Here is a 19969-nt window from a genome sequence, read left to right as displayed (position 1 = left end):
AACAGGACTCAACAGGGCTGAAGCAGCCACACCGGCGGGAGGACGTCATGGGAGCGTAGATGCGCGGTGCACATGCCGCCGCCTCGCAGTGCGCGCGCTACAGCTACAGAGCACGTCTGCTCTGTCGCAGACCAGGCAACCGAACGTATGGCGATGCGTGGCATGGCCATGCTTGATCGCCCGGAAGGTGGCTGGTACTCCTTTCTGCTGAACGCTCCGAGGCCGATTTTTCGGCCTCGCGCGCGATTTTCTCCTCGTACCGAGCCCGCTCTAGGAGCCCGCTGGCATGCGAATCAAGCGGTTGGACATCACCGGCTTCAAGTCCTTCATGGAACGGAGCGTCTTCACGTTCGACGAAGGCGTGACGGGCATCGTCGGGCCCAACGGCTGCGGCAAGTCCAACGTCGTGGACGCCATCCGCTGGGTGATGGGTGAGCAGAGCGCGAAGAACCTCCGTGGCCGCGGCATGGAGGACGTCATCTTCAACGGCTCGGAGAACAAGCCGCCGCTGTCCATGGCGGAGGTGTCGCTCACGTTCATCGTGGATGACACGGACCAGCTGGCGCCCCAGTACCAGGGCTTCTCCGAAGTGACGGTGACGCGGCGCCTGTTCCGCAACGGCGATTCCGAGTACCTCATCAACAAGACGCTGTGCCGCCTGCTGGACATCACCGAGTTGTTCCTCGGCACCGGCGTGGGCACGAAGGCGTACTCCATCATCGAGCAGGGCCGCGTGGGCCTCATCGTGTCCAGCAAGCCGGAGGACCGGCGCCACCTGCTGGAGGAGGCCGCGGGCGTCACCAAGTACAAGGCCCGCCGCAAGGCCGCCGAGCGCAAGATGGAGGCGACCGACGCCAACCTGCTGCGCGTCACCGACATCACCAACGAACTGGAGAAGCGGCTCGATGCGCTGTCGCGCCAGGCGAAGAAGGCGGAGAAGTACAAGAAGCTCAAGGCGCGCATGCGGGACATCGACCTGCACGCGGCCACGCACCGCCAGCTGGAGCTGATGGCGGAGAAGAAGATGCTCCAGTCGCGGCTGGAGAACCTGGGCTCCGAGGAACGGGAGAGCCTGGACCGGGTGAAGGAGCTGGAGGAGACCATCACCCGGCGCCGCACGGAGCTGGAGGCGGAAACCGCCGCGCTCCAGGCGCTGGCCGCGGAGGTGCACACGCTGGAGAGCTCCCTGCAGCGCGACACGCAGGAGATGACCTACGGCAAGCGCGACCTGGAGGAGACGCGGGCCCGCGTGGCCGCCGCCCAGGTGGAGCTGGACGGGCTCCTGGCGCGCAAGGCGGAGATGTCCGAGGCCATGGCCGCCCGCGAGGCGGAGCTGTCGGGCATCGCCGGCTCGTGGAAGGAGGACGAGGTCGCGATGCAGGTGGCGCAGGAGGAACTGCGCCGCGTGTCCCAGCTCCAGACGGAGGTGGCGCTGCGCCTGGAGCAGGAGCGCGCCGGCCTGGTGGCCGTGGCCACGCGTCTGGCCAACCACGAGAGCAACCTGGTCAACCTCGCCCGCCAGCGGGGGGATCTGGGCGCCCGCCGCGCGAAGCTCCAGGGCGAGCTGGAAACCCTGCGCGCCCAGGAGCAGACGCTGGAGAACGTCCGGGGCGACGTGGCGAAGCGGGTGGAGGACACCCGGCACCTCGCCGCGGAGCTGGCCGAGCGCAAGGGCCAGGAAGAGGACGCGCTCACCCGCACCCGCGCGGCCTTCACGGAGAACGAAATCGAGGTCATCGCGCTGCGGGAGGAGCTGAGCGACAAGCGCAGCCGCCTCTCCACGCTGGAAGACATCCAGAAGAACTACGACGGCTTCGACCGCGGCGTGCGCGCCGTGATGACGCGCGCCGGCGTGCAGGCCCGTGAGCAGGGCATCTTCGGCCTGGTGGCGGACGTCATCAACGTCACCCCGCGCTACGAGCGCGCGGTGGAGGCCGCCCTGGGGGAGCGGCTCCAGCACGTCATCGTCGAGAGCCGCGACAAGGGCGTGGAGCTGGTGGACTACCTCAAGGGCCACGCCGAGGGCCGGGGCAGCTTCCTCCCGGTGCCCGCGCTGGACGCGCTGCCGGCCCCGCTGGAGCCGGACTTCAGCCAGCCCGGCGTGCTCGCACATGCCCTGCGTGAGGTGACGTGTGAGGAGGCGCTGACGCCGCTCGTCCAGCTGCTGCTGGGGGACGTCGTCATCGTCCAGGACGTGGCCACGGCGCGCGCGTGGACCGAGTCGGGCGGCCCGAAATGCACGCTGGTGACGGTGGAGGGCGAGGTGTTCCGCCCGGACGGCACCATCGTCGGCGGTGAGAGCGAGGGCGCGGCGGTGGGCGCGCTCCAGAAGAAGCGCGAAATCGCCGAGCTGGCCACGGAGGTGGCCCGCGTGGAGGAGCGCTACAACGAGATTCTCACCCGGCACTACACGCTCCAGAAGCAGATGGGGCACGCGGAGGGCGTCCTCAAGGGGCTGGCGAAGAATCAGCACGCCGAGGAGCTGAACCTCGCCAGCCAGGAGAAGGACCTGCACAAGGCGGGCGAGGACCTGGCCCGCGTGCGCGAGCGGGTGCGGGCCCTGGAGGTGGAGGAGGGGCAGCTCGCCCAGAGCCACCAGGCCCTGGAGCACGAGGAGGAGGCGAGCCGCGGCGAGGTGGCGCACGGCCAGGCGGACCGCGAGGGCCGCGAGGAGCGGGTGAAGCAGCTGGTGTCCGAACAGGAGTCGCTGCGCCTGCGCGCGGAGACGGCCAACGGCGAGCTGACGGGCCTGCGCATCAAGGTGGCCGCCGGCAGCGAGCGTGGCGAGTCGGCCCGCAAGGAGCTGGACAGCCTCGTCTCCCAGCGTCAGGACATGGAGACGCGCATCGCCCGGCTCCAGGCCACGGTGGTAGAGGGTGGGGCGCGCGTCGAGGAGCTGGCGCGGCGCACGACGGACACCGAGGGCGGCCTGTCCCAGCGCGCCGAGGAGCACCGGCTCGCCGCGGAAGGGCTGGAGGCGCGCCGCGCGGCGCATACCGCGGCCTCCGCGGAAGTGCGTGAGCAGGACGCGACGTTCCGCGAGCTGCGCGGCCGCGTGGACGAGCTGATGCAGGGCCTGTCGCAAATCTCGCTGCGGGAGCGCGAAATCGCCCTGGAGCTGGAGCACCTGGCGGCGGGCATCCGCGAGCGGCACCAGGTGGAGCTGGCGAACGAACTGCACAAGTACCACATGCTGGCCGCGCTGGCCCCGGAGACGGAGGCGGAGCTGAAGGACCTGCGCGCGCAGGTGGAGAAGATGGGGGAGATCAACCTCACCGCCATCGACGAGCACGCGGAGCTGTCCAAGCGCTACGACTTCCTCACCGCGCAGAAGAAGGACCTGCAGTCCTCCATCGAGCAGCTGAAGGAGGCCATCCAGCGCATCGACGCCACCAGCCGCGAGCGCTTCAAGCAGACCTTCGACGTGGTGAACGAGAAGTTCCAGGCCATCTTCCCGCGCCTGTTCGGCGGTGGCCGGGCCAGCCTCATCCTCACCAACGAGGGGCCGGGTGGGGAGCCGGGCGTGGAAATCGTCGCCCAGCCGCCCGGCAAGAAGCTGCAGAGCGTCAACCTGCTGTCGGGTGGCGAGAAGGCCCTCACCGCGGTGGGCCTCATCTTCGGCATCTTCCTCATCAAGCCGACGCCCTTCTGCCTCCTCGACGAGGTCGACGCGCCGTTGGATGAGGGCAACGTGGGCCGCTACAACGACATGGTGAAGGAGATGAGCAAGCAGTCGCAGTTCATCCTCATCACCCACAACAAGCGGACCATGGAGGTCTCCAACACCCTCTATGGCGTCACCATGGAGGAGCCGGGCATCTCCAAGCTCGTCAGCGTGCGCATGCGCGAGGCGGGCGCGGCCAACGACGACAAGGTGACGGCGGCGTAGGCCCGTCCCGGGCGGGAAGGGCACCGGGCCTCCGGTGGCCGCCCCGCGGCGACGGCTTCCCCCCAGAAACACAGAAGGCGCGGGCCCCGGCTTCCGGGCTCCCGCGCCTTCGTGTTTTCCGCCGTGGGGCGGGGGACTACTTGAAGTTCTTCTTCGGGCAGGCGGCCTTGTCCTGCGCGGCCATCTTCTCCGCGTCGGCCAGCTCCTTCACGGACTCGTCGACGTTCTTCTGGGTGGCGGTGACGACGTCACCCCAGTTCTCCGCGTCCTTCGCCGCCATCTCCGTGGCCAGCGCCAGCGCGGCCTGGTCCGTGGACTGGCGGGCCTTGATGGACTCGATGACGTCCGTGTCCGCCTTCACCAGCGCGTCGCACTTGCTGGACATCTCGTCGAACAGGCGCCAGTTCTTGGTCTTCTGGTAGCGGTCCACGACCTCGGCGTAGGCCAGGGCCGCCGGGGTGCGGGCGCCATCGGCGATGGCCGAGTCCGCCGCGCGCTGGGTGCGGTTGAGGTCCAGCTGGAGGAAGCGCAGCTCGGGCGGCAGGGCGGCCGACGCGGCGTCCGGCGCGGACGAGTCGAAGTGGACGAAGCGGTAGGAGAAGCCCAGCTCGTCGGAGGTCAGCTTCGCCGGCAGCGCGGCAATCTTCGGCTGGAGGCAGGCGGCCAGCTGGTCCGCCTCGGTGTTGCCGGAGGGCGCGAAGGTGACCTCGGCCGGGGTGGGCTGCGCCTTCAGCAGCTTGATCTTCGCCGTCAGCGGCGGCGGGACCTGCTCCTTGAAGTTGGCGTAGCACTCACACCAGGTCGGCTGCGCCAGGCGCACCGCGCCGGTGAAGTCCGAGCCCTCGTTGATGTTGAAGGTGACGGAGTTGAGGCCGCTGGTGGTGTGCTCGAAGGGGATGGCCGCCTCCACCGGCTGCGCGCCCTTGGGCAGCGCGGACAGCTTCACCTGGCTGTCCACCACCTTCTGGATGCAGGCCTGGCCTTCCGGGGTGAGGTTCGTCCCAGTGACGGCGTGCGAGGCGCCCTGGTCCGTGACGGTCGTCTTGACCTCCACCGTGGTGCTCTTCTCCGCGCCCCGGTGCTTCGGGTCCACCAGGCACTCCATCACCTGGGGACGCGTGGTGAGCAGCGCGCCCAGCACGACGCCCTGGCTTGCCTGCTCCGGGAGCTGGAGCTCGCGCGGGAAGCAATTCACCAGGTCGAACGGGGGCTGGTTGGTGATGCGGACACGCTCCTCGGTCGACGTGGGCTGTCCGGCCTGGGCTGCGGGCTTCTGCTGGCCGGCGCAAGCGGCAGTGAAGACGACGGAGGCTACGGCAACACGACGCAACATGCGGTTGTTCTCCCTAGAGGTGGACCTGCTTGCGGACTTCTTTACTTCTCCAGGCCCTCGGCGTTCTTGAGGTCCTTGAGCCGAAGCCCGTTCTTTTTCAAAAGGCGATAAAGGCTCTGCATGGACAGGCCGGTGCGCTGCTCCGCGGCCTTCATGTCGAAGCCCACGGTTTTCATGACCTCGGCGAAATACAGGCGCTCGAAGTCGGCCAGCACCCTGTCCTTGGCCTCGTGGTAGGGCAGGGTGCCCACCAGCGTGGCCACCTGGGTGGTGGGGGGCTGTCCCTCCGCGCGTCGCGAGGGCTGGGCGAGGAAGTCCAGCCAGCTGCTGTTGCCCGTCTCCTCCATGAGGGCGCCGCGCTCCAGCACGTTGCGCAGCTCGCGCACGTTGCCCGGCCACTCATAGCCCTCGAAGAGGGCCAGCGTCTGGGGCGTGAGGGTGATGCTGGCGCGCAGCGTCTGGGCCAGGGCCTGGGCCAGCGCGGGCAAATCGTCCCGCCGGGTGCGCAGGGGCGGCAGGCGCACGCGCGCCACCGCGAGCCGGAAGTACAGGTCCGCGCGGAAGCGTCCCTGGCGCACGTCCTCTTCCAGGTTGCGGTGCGTGGAGGCGATGACGCGCACGTCCACCGCCACCGGCTGGCCGTCCAGCGACGGCACCTCGCGCGTCTCCAGCACGCGCAGCAGCTTGCCCTGCACGGGCAGCGGCAGCTCGCCCACCTCGTCCATGAAGAGGGTGCCGCCCCGGGCCGCCTCGAAGACGCCCCGCGCCTCGCGGTCCTCGCCGTCACCCGCGCGCAGGCCACCGAAGAGCTCGCGCTCGGCCTTCTCCTCGGAGATGAGGTTGCAGTCCACGACCTTGAAGGGGCCGTGGCGCCGCGCCGAGTGCTGGTGCACCGCGCGCGCCGCCAGCTCCTTGCCGGTGCCCGTCTCTCCCTCCACGAGCAGGCTCATGTCCTCGCGGGCGATGCGGCGCAGCTCCGTGAAGACCCAGCGCATCTTCTCCGAGGCGCCCACCAGCGCGCCGAAGGACTCCGCCCCCGCCACATCCACCTCGGTGGGGCGCGGGGCGACCTTCACGGAGAGCTTCGTCTTGCCCAGCTCGACCTTGTCGCCGCTGGTCAGGTAGGCCTGCAGCACCTGCCGGCCGTCCAGGAAGGTGCCGTTGCGGCTGCCGGTGTCGCGCAGCAGCAGCCCGCGCGAGGTGCGCTCCACCTCCAGGTGGCGGCGGCTCACCGTGGCGTCAGTGAGGACCAGGTCGCAGGCGCTGTCGGAGCCCACGCGGACCAGTCCGTCCTGCGTCTTCACCTTCTTGCCCTTGTCAGGTCCGGCAACCACCTCCACCGTCCATTCGGGGATGGGGATTCGGGTGGTGCGGCCTTCCTGCTCCGTCTGAGTGGTCTGGGTGACCTCGGGCCTATCCATATCGGGTCCTCTTTAGGTGCGAGTCGCATGGGCGGGCAAGCCCGACGCGAGCCTCTTCACATCGGGAAAACTCAAGGCAGTACGAGTGGAACAATCCTGCCTGAGGGTTGTTGAACGCGCGCTTCGACTGGCACGAGCGCCAGCCGTGCGCGGGCAAGTGTCTGGGGAAGTGCGGGGCGGCCGTCGAGCGTGAGCACCAGGTCCCCCGCGGAGAGCTTCGCGCCCTCGGGTGCGGCGCGCACATAGAGGCCGCCGGGGCGCCGCGCCAGTGTTTCCAGCAGCGCGGCGTCAACGTCCGGGTTGGCGAAGCGCAGGCGCTGCATGCGCAGGCTTCGCGGGTCCTGCCCGGCGTCTGTGTGCAGCGGCGATTCCAGGTCGGCCATGTCCTTGGGCATCCACGCGGCCACGTCGAGCACGTCCCACGGCGCCCACGCCAGGGAGGTCGCCAGCGCGGGGGATGGCGCGCGGGGTGGCTTCAGGTGGCTCGACAGGCCGCGGAGTGCTTCGCGCGTGAGCTCCTCCATGAGGCTCGTCAGCGCCGGAGCCGGGTCCGCGCCCTCATCGAGGATGTCTGCGTAGGGATTCACGGTGGCCTCCCCGAAGACCTCCAGCACCACCTCGTGCGTGGCGGGGTGGAGGACCTCGACACGGCCCACGTACATCACCACCTCGGTGGCGCTCTGGCCCACCGAGTAGCCCGCGGTGTCAATCAGTTCACGTTCACCGGACTGGATGCGTTTCTCCGCCGAGGGGCGGAGGACCATCAACCCGTCAGGCCGGACGCCGTAGGAGGCCAATGTCGCCACCACGGCGCGCGTCAGCCCCTTACCGCCGTCCTCGCCGGGTTTCGCCACCTGCAGCTCGGTGGGGCCGAAGAAGAGGGCCGCGTCACCCGTCTGCGCCAGGGCCACGTTCACCAGCCGCTGAGACAGCTCCACGGCGCGCCAGTCGGGCTCCACCCACTGGAAGCCGAAGGGCTGGACGACCACCGCCGACGCGCCCAGCGATTCGGGCACGGCGCCCCGCACCTGGAAGGGCGTGCTCCGGCAGCCCGCGGCCAGGATGGCCACCATGAGCAGCATCAGGCGCGGGCAAGGGAAGGGAGCGGTGTGTTTCACGACCCCCCATACAAGACGAACGTTCGGCCAGAATCCAGAGTCCTGCGTCACTCCCTCGCGGAAGGGCGCAGGAATCCGGATGGGGACTCAGTAGCGGGCCGGCGGGTCGCTTGCGGGAAAGCTCTCCAGCAGCTCCTCGTCCACGGCGTCGCGCGTCGTGTCATTGCCGCCCGATGCGACGCTCGCGTTGGTGGGTTGCTTCTCCACCGAGTCCGCGCCGCGCCTGCCCCCTTGGGCCGAGCGCTTGCGGCCGGTGCCCGCCCTGGAGACGCCCGCCATGCGGGCGCCGAGCAGATTCTTGGCCCGCTCGGCGAGGTTTCGCTGCTCCTCCTGCCAATCGCGGAAGAACTGGGCGAGCTCGGGGTCGCCGATTTCCTCGGCATCCCGGATGTACGCCTCACTGGTCGAGGCACCCTTGAGCAGGTGGTACAGGACGCTGATGAGGTTGTACTGCTCGTCCCGGGTCCCCGTCTGCCGCTCTTCGCCTGACATGCCGCCTCCCGTGGATGAGTGAAGTGCCACGGAGAGAAAGCTATGCACGGCGAGCCGGGAGCCTTGGCGAGGGCGGCTGCCCGCCTGCCTGGGATGCTCAGGCCTGGAGCATCGGCTCCAGGCGGCCCTCGGTGTCCAGGCGGGACAAGTCGGAGTAGCCGCCGACGTGCGTGTCGCCAATGAAGATTTGCGGCACGGTGCGCTGGCCACCGCTCATCTCCACGAGCTTCGCGCGCAGGTCGTCGTCTCCGGTGACATCCACCTCTTCGAAATCCACGCCCTTGCGCTTGAGCAGGTCCTTGGCGCGGACGCAGTAGCCACAGTAGGTGGTCGTAAAAATCTTCACGGGCTTCACGGGTGTCTCCTCCCTCGTATTCACCAAAGTAAGGGCCAGGAAGGCGTGCCGCCACCCAGCCCGCAAAGACGACGGCCTCCGGAACCCCATGAGGGAGCCGGAGGCCGCGTTCAGGACGTCACCCCGGACGGATGCCGGGGTGAGGGGCGCACTACATGCCCATGCCGCCCATACCGCCCATGCCACCCATCCCGCCCATGCCACCGCCGGCGGGGAGGTCCTTCTCCTCCTTCGGACGCTCCGCCACCATGGCCTCGGTGGTGAGCATCAGCGAGGACACGGACGCCGCGTTCTGCAGCGCGGTGCGGCTGACCTTGGCCGGGTCGATGACGCCGGCGGCCAGCAGGTCCTCGTAGGTGCCCGTGGCGGCGTTGAAGCCGAACGGACCGGAGGACTCCTTGACCTTGTTCACCACCACGCTGCCCTCCAGGCCGCCGTTGCCGACGATCTGGCGGAGGGGCTCCTCGACGGCGCGGCGGATGATGTCCACGCCGAACTTCTCACCGCCGGTCAGCTGCAGACCGTCCAGCGCCTTGAGGCAGCGGATGTAGGCCACGCCGCCGCCAGGGACGACGCCCTCTTCCACGGCCGCGCGGGTCGCGTTGAGCGCGTCCTCGACGCGGGCCTTCTTCTCCTTCATCTCCGTCTCGGTGGCCGCGCCGACGTTGATGACGGCCACGCCGCCCACGAGCTTCGCCAGGCGCTCCTGGAGCTTCTCGCGGTCGTAGTCGCTGGAGGTCTCCTCGATCTGGGCGCGGATCTGCTTCACGCGCGCTTCGATCTCCTGCTGGCCACCGGCACCGTCGACGATGGTGGTGTTGTCCTTGTCCACCGTGATGCGCTTCGCGCGGCCCAGGTCCTGGAGGGTGATGGTGTCCAGCTTGATGCCCAGGTCCTCGGCGATCATCCGGCCGCCCGTCAGGGTGGCGATGTCCTCGAGCATGGCCTTGCGGCGGTCACCGAAGCCCGGCGCCTTCACCGCGCACACGTTCAGCACGCCGCGGATCTTGTTGACCACCAGGGTGGCCAGGGCCTCGCCCTCGATGTCCTCGGCGATGATGAGCAGGGGCTTACCGGCGCGGGCGACCTGCTCCAGGATGGGCAGGAGGTCCTTCATCGAGGAGATCTTCTTCTCGTTGATGAGGATGAGCGCGTCGTTGAGCGCCGCCTCCATGCGCTCCGGGTCCGTCACGAAGTACGGGGACAGGTAGCCGCGGTCGAACTGCATGCCTTCGACCACGTCCAGCGTCGTCTCCAGGCCCTTGGCCTCTTCGACGGTGATGACGCCTTCCTTGCCCACCTTCTCCATCGCGTCCGCGATGATGGTGCCGATGGTCTCGTCACCGTTGGCGGAGATGGTACCGACCTGGGCAATCTCCTTCTTGTCCTTGGTCGGCTTGGCCAGCTTCTTCAGCTCGCCGACGATGGCGCCCACGGCCTTGTCGATGCCGCGCTTGATATCCATCGGGTTGTGGCCCGCGGCGACCAGCTTCGCGCCCTCGCGGAAGATGGCCTGCGCCAGCACGGTGGCCGTGGTGGTGCCGTCACCGGCGACGTCAGACGTCTTGGAGGCAACCTCCTTGACCATCTGGGCGCCCATGTTCTCGAACTTGTTCTCGAGCTCGATCTCCTTGGCGACCGTCACACCGTCCTTGGTGATGGTCGGGGAGCCGAAGCTCTTCTCGATGACGACGTTGCGGCCCTTGGGGCCCAGGGTGACCTTGACCGCATCGGCCAGGATGTTGACGCCGCGGAGGATGGCCTCACGCGCGCGCACGTCGAAAAGAATGTCCTTCGCCATTTGGATGGTTCCTTGAAGGAAGAGTGGGGGAAGCCGGATTACTTCTCGATGACGCCGAGCACATCCTCTTCACGGAGGATGAGGTGCTCCTCGCCGTCGAGCTTGATCTCGGTGCCCGCGTACTTGCTGAACAGGATGGTGTCGCCGGCCTTGATGTCCAGCGGACGGACCTTGCCGTCCTCCTGCACCTTGCCGTTGCCCACGGCGATGACCTTGCCCTCGAGGGGCTTCTCCTTCGCCGTGTCGGGGATGAAGAGGCCGCCCTTGGTCTTGTTCTCCTCGGCGACGCGCTTGACGATGAGCCGATCCTGCAGGGGACGAATCTTCATGGCCTGCTCCTTACGTGTCGCTTCCGGCGCCGTTTCCGTTGGCAACCGAAAGCTGCTTGGGGGTTGAAAAAGGGCCTCGCGACCCATGGGGTTAGCACTCGCACCTCATGAGTGCTAACGCCCAGGCGCGGCGGATAATAACCACCGAAGTCGACCCGTCAAGCGACGCTGGCTGACCGCTCCCGAACGTGCCAACTGCGCGGCATTGCTGGGGTTTTTCCGTGACGTCCTCGACCCGTGGCTTCATGCCCGGCGGGCTGCCGTGGGGCGCTGGATTGGCACTCTCGATAGGAGAGTGCTAACGCAAGTGCCTGGAATCACTGAGAGTGGCTTTTGCCGCGTCCGCACCCGATTGCTACGCTTCCCAGGTCTCCTTCGGGCGACGTCCGCCCGGGGAATGACGGGAGGTGTCCATGAGTGGACTGGTGGCGTCCCTGTCTCTGAAGGAGTTCTTCAAGTCTCTTCTGGGCGAGGTCACGGGGCGGCAGCGGGTAGAACTGGCGGAGGTGACGGAGTTCTACCTGGTGAACCTGCTGTCCGAGTTCGCCGTCACCGACAAGCTGTTCACCCGCGAGGAGGACGGGCGCAAGGACCACGAGCCCCTGGCCATCCTCTACCACCAGGCCTTGCAGCAGGAGCGCGCCGAGCGCATCCGCACGCTGCGCCGGCTGGGCGACGTGTCGCTGTACACCGTGGGCTTCTTCTCCGGCGCGCTGGAGGGCGGCGTGGTGGGGCCGGACTACTACATCCAGATGGGTGGCACGGCGTATGGCCACGTGGCGGAGCTGACACCGGCGGCGGGCTTCGCGCAGGTGTACCGGGAGCTGTGCGAGAAGTTCCGCAAGGTGGTGGAGGTGCTGGAGGAGATCTCCGCGCGGGGCATGGTGCGGGCCGGCCCCAGCGGCGTGCTGAAAGTTTATGAGGCGTGGGTCCGCACCGGAAGTGACCGGCTGGAGCGCGTGCTGCTCGACGCGGGGATGATGCCGCGGCCCAAGGGACAGCTCGCCAACTAGCCGGAGGTGGGGATGATTGGCCGCGTTCAGGACCACCTGGAGGCCATCTACGGCTTCACGTGCGAGGCAAGGGCGGAGGTCTTCGTGGTGGACACGGAGGCCGCCGCCCAACTGGGAGGCACCGGCCGCGCCGACGAGGAGCTGCTGGTGCACGAGGCAGGCGACGCGCTGGAGCTGGCCCTCTATCTGTCACCGGCGCTGCTCGACAGGCTCAAGCCCTACGAATCCGGTCCGCTGGGGTACGTGCTGGACAGCGACCTAGCCGGTTACTGCCAGCTGGCCGAAGGCGTGAGCCACTTCCTCTACGTGGCCCATACGGCGGCCCACGGCCGGACGGTGTCGCTGCTGGAGCTGGAGGCGCAAGCGGAGGTGGACAAGTTCGCGGTGTGCCTGCTGCACCGGTGGGGCGAAGGCGTGGGGGCCTGGGCGCGGGAGCTGCTCCAGCGTCTCTTCGACCGGGTGTCCTACCGCAAGCAGCTCTCCGTCCAGGAGCGGTGGCGCTACGAGGAGGCGAACCGGCTGTCACGCCGCTTCTGCTCGCGGCTGATGGGGCACGTCGCCGCCCGGCGGTTGGACCGGCTGCTGGGGGACCTGCGTTACGCCTACCGGCTGGGGGCGGAGGCCAAGCTTCGCCATTTCGCGCATGGCGGGTGAGCACCTTTCCTTCCGCATCGGGTAGGGTGGGCGGGTATGCCACGCGAGGCGTCCGCAGGAGGTGTCGTCATCCGGGAGAGCGCCGGCCACTGGGAGGTGGCCGTCATCCGTCCCCATGGCCGCACCTTGTGGGCGCTCCCCAAGGGGCACGTGGACCCAGGTGAGTCGCCGGAGCAGACGGCGAGCCGTGAGGTGCGTGAGGAGACGGGGCTGTCCGTGTCGCTCATGGCCCCGCTGGGCGAGATTCGCTACGTGTACCAGTTCCGCGGACAGCGCATCTTCAAGCGCGTCCACTTCTTCCTGTTCCGCTATCAGGAGGGAGAGCTGGGGCCGCTGCCGGGACCGCGCATCGAGGTGGACGAGGTGCGCTGGGTGCCGGTGGTCCAACTGGTGCCACTGCTGGGCTACAAAGGAGAGAAGGCCGTTGCCTCGAGGGCGGTGCGCTGGTTGCGCTCCCAGGGCCTGCTCCCCGAGGCCCCCTCCCCGGCGAGCATTGCCGGGAAGGAAGGGGGCTGAAGGGAACGGCGGGGACTACTTGGGCTCGTCGCCCGTGTACTTGCCGGACAGCGCCTCGCGCACGTCGCGGTCGAACTTCACGCGGCCGGTGGCCACCTCGCGCAGGGACAGCACGGGGGGCTTGTTCTTGGACTGCTCGAGGATGGGGCGGGCACCCGCCATCAGCTGCCGCGCGCGCTTGGCGCCGAGCAGCACCAGCGCGAACCGGTTGTCGACGAGGGGGAGGCAGTCTTCGACGGTAACGCGAGCCATGGAACGTCCTTCGGATTTCGGTGGGGCTACTGGAAGCCTCTGAAATTAAAGAGCACCCCCCTGCGAGTCAAGGAAGGACGCACCGGAGGGCAGCCGGGCGGGCGGCCCGGCTCAGGTGTACCACCAGGCCCAGAGGATCAGGACCGCCTGCAGGGGCAGCCGCAGCCAGAGCAGGGCCGGGGGGATTTTCCGGAACCGCTCCGGGTGCTGCGCCATGTAGAGGTTGGCCGGAAGGACGGCGATGAACAGGGCGATGAGGCCCCTGGCGGCCAGGGGGCTCGTCTGGGGGATGACCAGGCCCACGCCCAGCAGCACCTCCGCCACGCCGCTCCAGAACACCAACGGTCCGTGGAAGGGCAGGTACGGGGGCATGATGCGCTCGTACATGCGCGGGGCGCGGAAGTGGTTCAGCCCCGCGCCCACCATCAGCAGGGCGAGCACGTACAGAAGGACGAGCTTCACGCCGCTCAAGTCGACGCGAACGCCTCGCCGACGATGGCGCGCGCCTCCTGGAGGATGTCTTGGAGGTGGGCTTCGTCGCGGAAGCTCTCCGCGTAGATTTTGTAGACGTCCTCGGTGCCGGAGGGACGCGCGGCGAACCAGCCGTTCTCCGCCACCACCTTGAGCCCGCCGATGTCCGCGTCGTTGCCGGGCGCGCGGGTGAGGCGCTGGAGGATGGGCTCACCGGCCAGCGTGGTGGCCTTCACCGCCTCCGGGGACAGCTTCTTCAGCGCGGCCTTCTGCGCGGCGGTGGCCGGCTGGTCGATGCGCGTGTAGTGCGGCGCACCGAACTTCGCCGCCAGGGACTGGTAGTGCTCACCGGGGTCCTTCCCGGTGCGCGCGAGGATTTCCACCGACAGCAGGTCCAGGATGATGCCGTCCTTGTCCGTGGTCCACACCGTGCCGTCCCGGCGGAGGAACGACGCGCCAGCGCTCTCCTCGCCGCCGAAGCCGAGCGAGCCGTCCAGCAGCCCGTCCACGAACCACTTGAAGCCCACCGGCACCTCGACGACGCGGCGGCCCAGGTCCTTCGCAACGCGGTCGATGAGGCTGCTGCTCACCAGGGTCTTGCCCACCGCGGTGCCGGGCTTCCAGCCGGGCCGATTGCGATAGAGGTAGTCGATGGCGACCGCCAGATAGTGGTTCGGGTTCATCAGCCCCAGGCTGCGGGTGACGATGCCGTGCCGGTCCGAGTCCGCGTCGTTGCCGAACGCGATGTCATACGCATCCTTCAGGCGCACCAGATTCGCCATGGCATGGGGGGACGAGCAGTCCATGCGAATCTTCCCGTCGTGGTCCAGCGGCATGAACCGGAACGTCGGGTCCACCGTGGGGTTCACCACGTGCAGGTTCAGCCCGTAGCGCGTGGCGATGGGCTCCCAGTACGCGACGTTGGAGCCGCCGAGCGGGTCCGCGCCGATGCGCAGCTTCGCGCCGCGCAGGGCCTCCATGTCGATGACGGTGCCCAGGTCCTCCACGTACGGGGTGATGAAGTCGTACGGCTTCACCGTGGCCGCGGTGCGCGCGCGCTCGTGGGGGATGCGCTGCACGCCCACGTTGCCCGCGCCGAGCAGCGCGTTGGCGCGCTTCTCGATGACGGAGGTGACGTTCGTGTCCGCGGGGCCGCCGTTGGGCGGGTTGTACTTGATGCCACCGTCTTCCGGCGGGTTGTGGGACGGGGTGATGACGATGCCGTCCGCGAGCCCCGCCGTGCGGCCGCGGTTGTACGTGAGGATGGCGTGGGAGATGACGGGCGTGGGCGTGGCGCCGTCGGTGAAGCGCACCTGGACGCCGTTCGCCGCCAGCACCTCCAGCGCCGTCTGCTGCGCGGGGGAGGAGAGGGCGTGGGTGTCCATTCCCAGGAAGAGCGGCCCGTCGATGCCCTGCTGCTGGCGGTACTCGCAGATGGCCTGCGTCACCGCGAGGATGTGGCCTTCGTTGAAGCTGTTGCGCGCGGAGGAGCCGCGGTGCCCGGAGGTGCCGAAGGCGACGCGCTGCTCGGCCACGCCCACGTCGGGCCGGCCGGAGAAGTAGGCGGCGCGCAGCTTCTCGGGGTCGATGAGGAAGTCTTCCGGTGGGGGCTTGCCAGCGAGCGGGTGTGCCATGGCCGCGGAACATAGCCATGCCGCAAGGAGGACGGCTCAACGATTCTGGCGAGCGTGCACCGCGTTACATCCGGGCCGTGCCGGCCCCGGGATTCAGGTGGCGATTCAACGGGCCACGGCCGCCGCGCTGGATGAGGACTCGCCTTGGGGCGCGGGCTCCGGGAGCTCCTCGGCCGGGGTGGCGGCGTTCTCTGGGAGGAACGCGAGCAGCACCAGCGCGGGCACGGCGAGCAGCACGGTGCCGGCGAAGAAAGTAGGCCAGCCCAGCCACTCAGCCAGGTAGCCGGAGGAGGCGGAGATGAGACGGTTGGCCACCGTGCCCAGCGCGGACAGGAGCGCGTACTGCGTGGCGCTGAAGCTCTTGTGGCACAGCGACATCAGGTAGGCGGCGAAGGCCGTTACCGCCAGACCGCCGCAGAGGTTGTCCACGGTGATGGTGGCCGCCAGCATCAGGTCGTTCTTCCCCACCAGCGCCAGCCCCATGAACATCAGGTTGGTGAGGGCTTGTGCCGCGCCGAAGACGAAGAGGCTGCGCCGCGTGCCCAGCTTCACCATCAGCACGCCGGCCAGCAGTCCACCCGCGATGGTGGACACCATGCCCAGGCCCTTGCTGAGCGCGCCAATCTCCGTGTTGGAGAAGCCCAGCTCTTTGTAGAAGGGCGTCACCATTCCGGCGGCGATGGCGTCTCCCAGCTTGTAGAGTACCAGGAAGAGGATGACGGCGACGGCGCCCTTGCGCGTGAAGTACTCCACGAAGGGCTTCACCACGGCGTCCGTCAGGTTGCGCGGCGGCTTCGAGCCCTGGGGCTCCGGGGCCAGGAGCGTGGCCACCACGCCCACGGCCATCAGCAGGCCCATGATGAAGTACGTCTGGGACCAGCCGGCGATGTCCGACAGCGTCAGGGCCAGGGCGCCCGCGGTGAGCATGCCCAGGCGGTAACCGGTGATGTACGTGGAGTTGCCGAGGCCGCGCTCCTCCACGGTGAGGATGTCCGTGCGCCACGCGTCCGCGACGATGTCCTGACTGGCGGACAGGAACGTCACCAGCACCGCCATGGCGGCCATGGTCACCGGCGCGTCCTTGGGATTCACCAGACCCATGGCGGCAATGGCGCCCATGAGCAGCACCTGCGTCACCAGCATCCACCCGCGCCGCCGGCCCAGGAAGGGCAGGGTGTAGCGGTCCATCAACGGCGCCCAGAGCACCTTGAAGGTGTACGGCATGCTCACGAGGCCGAAGACGCCAATCGTCTTCAAGTTGACGCCCTCGTCCTTCATCCACGCCGACAGCGTGACGCCCGTCAGCCACAGGGGCAGGCCCGAGGCGAAACCAACGGCCACGAGCAGCCAGATGCGCGGGCTCTTGAGAACTTCGAGGATGGAGGGCTTGGACATGGAGGGCGCGGGAGAACAGCGGCCAGCATAGAGAATCCACCCCGCGCGTCACCATTCATGCGCGGGAATGTCCGCTCGGCTGCCCTCCTGGCCGTCCGGCGCGGAGAAGTCCGGGCAGGTGGCGCGCTCACCCTCGGTGGGATTGAGTAAATCCCAGCGCCGTGGCGGGGCAGGAGCGACTGCATCTTCCGGGCGTCGTCCCGAGCGAAGCGCGGCGGACGCGCGTCGGCGCCGCCCTGGTCATTGCCGGCCACCAGCGCGAAGCAGCGCAGCGTGTCCGCGGCGGACGCGGACAGGGCGAGCACCCGCGCCAGGGCGCGCGTGGGGCAGGGCAGACGGCTCATGGCTTCTGCAGCACCCAGTGCGTCTGCGCTCCGGGGACTTCCAGTTCGGCCATCCGGCCGACGTCGCCATCCGCCTGGGCAAAGGCGCGCCGGGCGGCTTCCACCAGCGTCTCCTGGGGCAGGGGCTCGTCACTCAGCACGACGATGACGCGCTCAGCTCCGGAGCCGGTGAACTCCCAGCCTCCGGGCAGCCAGTGCTGTCCACTGCCAGGGACCACGGGGGCGCTGGCTCCCGCCTCCGGAAACAGCGGCGTCACCTCGCCAATGGCATCCACCGACAGCGCCGCCACGTAGCGGTGCGTCCCCGCCGTGTAGCCCACCGTCACCCGCTCACCCAGGTCGAGCGCCTCGGGCCTTCCCGGAATGGCCTCCCGCTGTGGCCCCAGCCCCCCGCCGATGAGCAGCTCCGCCGTCGCGCCGCCCTTGAGGCGGTTGAGTCCCTCGATGGCGCCCGACTCCGCGCTGGAGCCCAGCAGCGGGCGCACCAGCACCACCACCAGCAGCGACGCGGCGATGGCCACCGTCGTCGCCACCCAGCGTCGCGGCGGTGGCCGGGCGGAGTCCTGCTGCCGCCGCAGGGCCTGCTCCACGCCGGCCTCGAAGCGCCCGAAGGGGCCTTCCGCTTCGAGCCGTGTCTGGGCTGCCTGGATGCCGCGCAGGGCCTGGGCGCAGGACTCGCACGAGGCCGCATGGGCCTGGACGCGGGCGGCCTCGGTGGTGGTCAGCTCTCCGGCGCTCAGGCGGCGCAGCGTCCATTCCGATTCGTGCGCGCTCATGGGACCTTCAGCTCCTCTCCGCCCAGCGCCGCGAAGTGCTCCAACTGCTTGCGGCGGGTGGGCACCGAGCGGCTCCGCAGCGCGGCTGCTTCATCCAGCGTCATTCCATCGACGTGGTGGTGGATGGCGGCCGCCCGTGTCTCCACGTCCACGCGCACCAGTTCCCGCGTCTCCACGGCCTCCTGCCCGCCCTGGCCTTCAGGATGGTACCCGGCCTGTGGCCCTTCGCCGTAGGAGGCCGTCAGCCCCTGCCCGTTGTTCCTGGAGGGCGAGCGCATCTCCGCCATCGCCTTGGAGGGCAGTCCTTCCCGGAAGGTGTCTTCGTCGCTCGTCGCGTTGTCACAGCCCGTCACCAGCAGGGCGGCACATAGCAGGCTCATGGTCCACGTTCCCTTCGAACGGCCCCCGGCGGGCCGTGCAGCAGCGTGTCTGCCTGTATGGACACAGCTCGGCCGGAAAACGGAAAAGGCGCCTGCAGGGTGCGTGAAACGTCCGGAATCACGATGCTTGTAGGTTGGCTGCCCGCTCCCCAGGCATCTATTCCGCACCGGCGGACGGCTGAAATTCTCAGTCCTACCTTTCGGCCATGGAAAAGAGACACCCCAACCATCCCGGCGAGATGGGTACGGACGCGCAGCTGGCAGAGCGTGAGCGGGCCCCGGACGAACTCAACGCCCGGGCCAGGGCCGTCGGGTTGCTGATCGACGCCGGGGTGCCCTTCGTCGTGGGCGGTGCCTACGCCTATGCGACGTACACCGGCATCTACCGCGACACGAAGGACCTGGACCTCTTCCCCCGCAAGGCGGACGCGCTCCGAGCGCTGCAAGTCCTGGAGAAGGATGGCTGGCGCACCGAGCGCGCGGACGAGGTCTGGCTCTACAAGGCCTTCAAGGGCGACTACTTCGTCGACTTCATCTTCTCCTCCGGCAACGGCGTGGCGGTGGTGGACGACGAGTGGTTCGAACACGCCCCGCGCGCCACCATCTTCGGGCACGAGTGTCTGGTGGCTCCCGCCGAGGAGATGATCTGGTCCAAGGCGTTCGTGAACGAGCGCGAGCGCTATGACGGCGCGGACGTGAACCACCTGCTGCTGAAGGCGGGCCGGAACATGGACTGGGAGCGGATGATGCGCCGGTTCGACCGGTACTGGGAGGTCCTGCTCAGTCACCTGATGATGTTCCGCTTCGCCTATCCGTCCGAGCGGGACGCCATTCCCGAATGGGTGATGGCGGAGCTGATGAGCCGCACGCTGCACACCCTGCGCGAGGGGTGCTGGGAAGAGAAGCTGTGCCGCGGCAACCTGATTTCCCGCGTGAACTATCACGTGGACATCCACCACTGGGGCTTCAGTGACGGGAGGTCCTGGGACGAGAACGAACGACAGCGAGGGGACGAGAGTGGCGCGCGATCCGGGCTCGAAAATTCGGTTGGCGGCGGTCGGTGACCTGCACTGCCGCGAGGACCACCACGGTCGCTTCCGGCAACTGGTCAAGCAGGTGAACGCCACGGCGGACCTGCTCGTGTTGTGCGGCGACCTCACCGACCGCGGAATGATTGAAGAGGGCAAGGTGCTGGCGGAGGAGCTGTCCGCGCTCCGCGTTCCCTGTGCCGCGGTGCTCGGCAACCACGACTATGAGCACAACCAGGTGAAGGAGATTTGCGGCGAGCTGGCCAAGGTCGGCGTCCACGTGTTGGACGGGGACCACTTCATCTTCGAGAAGGTGCTGGGCGTGGCGGGCGTGAAGGGCTTTGGCGGCGGCTTCGGCAACGCGACACTCCAGGCCTTTGGCGAGGGTCAGACGAAGGCCTTCGTGCAGGAGGCCGTCACGGAGTCGCTCAAGCTGGAGGCCGCGCTGAGCCACCTCGACGTGGAGAAGAAGGTGGTCATCATGCACTACGCCCCGGTGCCGGACACGCTGGAGGGGGAGAACATCGAGATTCGCCCCTTCCTGGGCACCAGCCGCCTGTCCATGCCCATTGACCACTACGGCGCGGAGGCGGTGTTCCACGGGCACGCGCACCACGGCGCTCGCAACGGAAAGACGAAGAGCGGCATCCCCGTCTACAACGTGGCCATGCCCCTGTTGGCGAAGCACACCCCGGACCAGCGGTATGTGTTGCTGGAGGTGTAGCCACCCCTCGGGGCAGCACAGTGTCGCGTAGCCGATATTGTGCG

General features: G+C 68.7%; 19 protein-coding genes. 6 read left to right on the top strand and 13 right to left on the bottom strand.

The genetic code is table 11. The features are described from left to right. Positions 1-286 precede the first annotated feature (286 nt). Positions 287-3889 carry a chromosome segregation protein SMC gene (smc, locus tag BLU09_RS28925; RefSeq protein WP_090493136.1) on the top strand — a complete coding sequence of 1201 codons (3603 nt, stop codon included), beginning with the start codon at positions 287-289 and terminating at the stop codon, positions 3887-3889. Positions 3890-4025: 136 nt separating this feature from the next. Here smc and BLU09_RS28920 read toward each other — a convergent pair whose 3' ends face one another. The 7 genes from BLU09_RS28920 to groES form a co-directional block, all read right to left on the bottom strand. Further along, on the bottom strand, positions 4026-5222 hold the full coding sequence (locus BLU09_RS28920) for a hypothetical protein (protein WP_090493134.1): 1197 nt from the start codon (positions 5220-5222) through the stop codon (positions 4026-4028). A gap of 41 nt (positions 5223-5263) precedes the next feature. Then, entirely contained in the window at positions 5264-6643 is a 1380-nt protein-coding gene (locus BLU09_RS28915; protein ID WP_090493132.1) for a sigma 54-interacting transcriptional regulator, read from the bottom strand. A gap of 71 nt (positions 6644-6714) precedes the next feature. Continuing rightward, positions 6715-7761: a hypothetical protein gene (locus BLU09_RS28910; RefSeq protein WP_244172091.1), complete on the bottom strand. Its 1047-nt coding sequence runs from the start codon at positions 7759-7761 to the stop codon at positions 6715-6717. A gap of 87 nt (positions 7762-7848) precedes the next feature. After that, entirely contained in the window at positions 7849-8253 is a 405-nt protein-coding gene (locus tag BLU09_RS28905; RefSeq protein WP_167371176.1) for a hypothetical protein, read from the bottom strand. A gap of 97 nt (positions 8254-8350) precedes the next feature. Further along, complete coding sequence (grxC, locus tag BLU09_RS28900) at positions 8351-8608, bottom strand: glutaredoxin 3 (RefSeq protein ID WP_090493126.1); 258 nt, start codon at positions 8606-8608, stop codon at positions 8351-8353. Between the two features lie 151 nt (positions 8609-8759). Next, complete coding sequence (gene groL / locus BLU09_RS28895; protein ID WP_090493124.1) at positions 8760-10409, bottom strand: chaperonin GroEL; 1650 nt, start codon at positions 10407-10409, stop codon at positions 8760-8762. Positions 10410-10447: 38 nt separating this feature from the next. Further along, a complete protein-coding gene (gene groES, locus BLU09_RS28890) occupies positions 10448-10738 on the bottom strand; it encodes a co-chaperone GroES (protein WP_002640434.1) in 291 nt (96 codons plus the stop codon). A 413-nt stretch (positions 10739-11151) separates the two neighbouring features. Here groES and BLU09_RS28885 point away from each other — a divergent pair, with 413 nt between their 5' ends. The 3 genes from BLU09_RS28885 to BLU09_RS28875 are packed head-to-tail and all read left to right on the top strand — an operon-like array spanning position 11152 to position 12921. Further along, a complete protein-coding gene (locus BLU09_RS28885; RefSeq protein ID WP_186817857.1) occupies positions 11152-11751 on the top strand; it encodes a hypothetical protein in 600 nt (199 codons plus the stop codon). A gap of 12 nt (positions 11752-11763) precedes the next feature. After that, complete coding sequence (locus BLU09_RS28880) at positions 11764-12405, top strand: hypothetical protein (RefSeq protein WP_090493120.1); 642 nt, start codon at positions 11764-11766, stop codon at positions 12403-12405. Positions 12406-12441: 36 nt separating this feature from the next. After that, entirely contained in the window at positions 12442-12921 is a 480-nt protein-coding gene (locus BLU09_RS28875; RefSeq protein ID WP_090493118.1) for an NUDIX hydrolase, read from the top strand. 15 nt (positions 12922-12936) lie between these two features. On the opposite strand, the gene rpoZ is transcribed toward BLU09_RS28875, so the two are convergent. The 6 genes from rpoZ to BLU09_RS28840 form a co-directional block, all read right to left on the bottom strand. Beyond that, positions 12937-13173: a DNA-directed RNA polymerase subunit omega gene (rpoZ, locus tag BLU09_RS28870; RefSeq protein WP_011554872.1), complete on the bottom strand. Its 237-nt coding sequence runs from the start codon at positions 13171-13173 to the stop codon at positions 12937-12939. A 111-nt stretch (positions 13174-13284) separates the two neighbouring features. Then, positions 13285-13635, bottom strand: coding sequence for a DoxX family protein (locus BLU09_RS28865; RefSeq protein WP_279627375.1), 351 nt, complete (start codon positions 13633-13635; stop codon positions 13285-13287). A 5-nt stretch (positions 13636-13640) separates the two neighbouring features. After that, positions 13641-15278, bottom strand: a complete 1638-nt coding sequence (pgm, locus tag BLU09_RS28860) for a phosphoglucomutase (alpha-D-glucose-1,6-bisphosphate-dependent) (RefSeq protein ID WP_090493114.1) — start codon at positions 15276-15278, stop codon at positions 13641-13643. 105 nt (positions 15279-15383) lie between these two features. Further along, entirely contained in the window at positions 15384-16673 is a 1290-nt protein-coding gene (locus BLU09_RS28855) for an AmpG family muropeptide MFS transporter (protein WP_090493112.1), read from the bottom strand. A 340-nt stretch (positions 16674-17013) separates the two neighbouring features. Next, on the bottom strand, positions 17014-17793 hold the full coding sequence (locus tag BLU09_RS28845) for a zf-HC2 domain-containing protein (protein ID WP_090493110.1): 780 nt from the start codon (positions 17791-17793) through the stop codon (positions 17014-17016). Further along, on the bottom strand, positions 17790-18173 hold the full coding sequence (locus BLU09_RS28840) for a hypothetical protein (RefSeq protein WP_090493108.1): 384 nt from the start codon (positions 18171-18173) through the stop codon (positions 17790-17792). Before BLU09_RS28840 ends, BLU09_RS28845 begins: the two co-directional genes overlap by 4 nt. Before the next feature lie 206 nt (positions 18174-18379). Here BLU09_RS28840 and BLU09_RS28835 point away from each other — a divergent pair, with 206 nt between their 5' ends. Both BLU09_RS28835 and BLU09_RS28830 read left to right on the top strand, forming a co-directional pair. Next, positions 18380-19237, top strand: a complete 858-nt coding sequence (locus tag BLU09_RS28835; RefSeq protein WP_373284025.1) for a nucleotidyltransferase — start codon at positions 18380-18382, stop codon at positions 19235-19237. Further along, positions 19221-19925 (top strand): metallophosphoesterase family protein, encoded by a 705-nt coding sequence (locus BLU09_RS28830; protein WP_090493104.1) that lies wholly within the window; start codon positions 19221-19223, stop codon positions 19923-19925. The genes BLU09_RS28835 and BLU09_RS28830 overlap by 17 nt, the downstream gene beginning before the upstream one ends. Positions 19926-19969 lie beyond the last annotated feature (44 nt).

The organism is Myxococcus virescens, assembly GCF_900101905.1.
GTDB lineage: Bacteria > Myxococcota > Myxococcia > Myxococcales > Myxococcaceae > Myxococcus > Myxococcus virescens.
This window is presented reverse-complemented; position numbering and strand designations above follow the sequence as displayed.

Bases quoted from the DNA above. Each gene is read 5' to 3' on its own strand.
- smc (WP_090493136.1), top strand. From the start codon at position 287: ATGCGAATCAAGCGGTTGGACATCACCGGCTTCAAGTCCTTCATGGAA.
- BLU09_RS28920 (WP_090493134.1), bottom strand. From the start codon at position 5,222: ATGTTGCGTCGTGTTGCCGTAGCCTCCGTCGTCTTCACTGCCGCTTGC.
- BLU09_RS28915 (WP_090493132.1), bottom strand. From the start codon at position 6,643: ATGGATAGGCCCGAGGTCACCCAGACCACTCAGACGGAGCAGGAAGGC.
- BLU09_RS28905 (WP_167371176.1), bottom strand. From the start codon at position 8,253: ATGTCAGGCGAAGAGCGGCAGACGGGGACCCGGGACGAGCAGTACAAC.
- groL (WP_090493124.1), bottom strand. From the start codon at position 10,409: ATGGCGAAGGACATTCTTTTCGACGTGCGCGCGCGTGAGGCCATCCTC.
- groES (WP_002640434.1), bottom strand. From the start codon at position 10,738: ATGAAGATTCGTCCCCTGCAGGATCGGCTCATCGTCAAGCGCGTCGCC.
- BLU09_RS28885 (WP_186817857.1), top strand. From the start codon at position 11,152: ATGAGTGGACTGGTGGCGTCCCTGTCTCTGAAGGAGTTCTTCAAGTCT.
- BLU09_RS28880 (WP_090493120.1), top strand. From the start codon at position 11,764: ATGATTGGCCGCGTTCAGGACCACCTGGAGGCCATCTACGGCTTCACG.
- BLU09_RS28875 (WP_090493118.1), top strand. From the start codon at position 12,442: ATGCCACGCGAGGCGTCCGCAGGAGGTGTCGTCATCCGGGAGAGCGCC.
- rpoZ (WP_011554872.1), bottom strand. From the start codon at position 13,173: ATGGCTCGCGTTACCGTCGAAGACTGCCTCCCCCTCGTCGACAACCGG.
- pgm (WP_090493114.1), bottom strand. From the start codon at position 15,278: ATGGCACACCCGCTCGCTGGCAAGCCCCCACCGGAAGACTTCCTCATC.
- BLU09_RS28855 (WP_090493112.1), bottom strand. From the start codon at position 16,673: ATGTCCAAGCCCTCCATCCTCGAAGTTCTCAAGAGCCCGCGCATCTGG.
- BLU09_RS28845 (WP_090493110.1), bottom strand. From the start codon at position 17,793: ATGAGCGCGCACGAATCGGAATGGACGCTGCGCCGCCTGAGCGCCGGA.
- BLU09_RS28840 (WP_090493108.1), bottom strand. From the start codon at position 18,173: ATGAGCCTGCTATGTGCCGCCCTGCTGGTGACGGGCTGTGACAACGCG.
- BLU09_RS28835 (WP_373284025.1), top strand. From the start codon at position 18,380: ATGGAAAAGAGACACCCCAACCATCCCGGCGAGATGGGTACGGACGCG.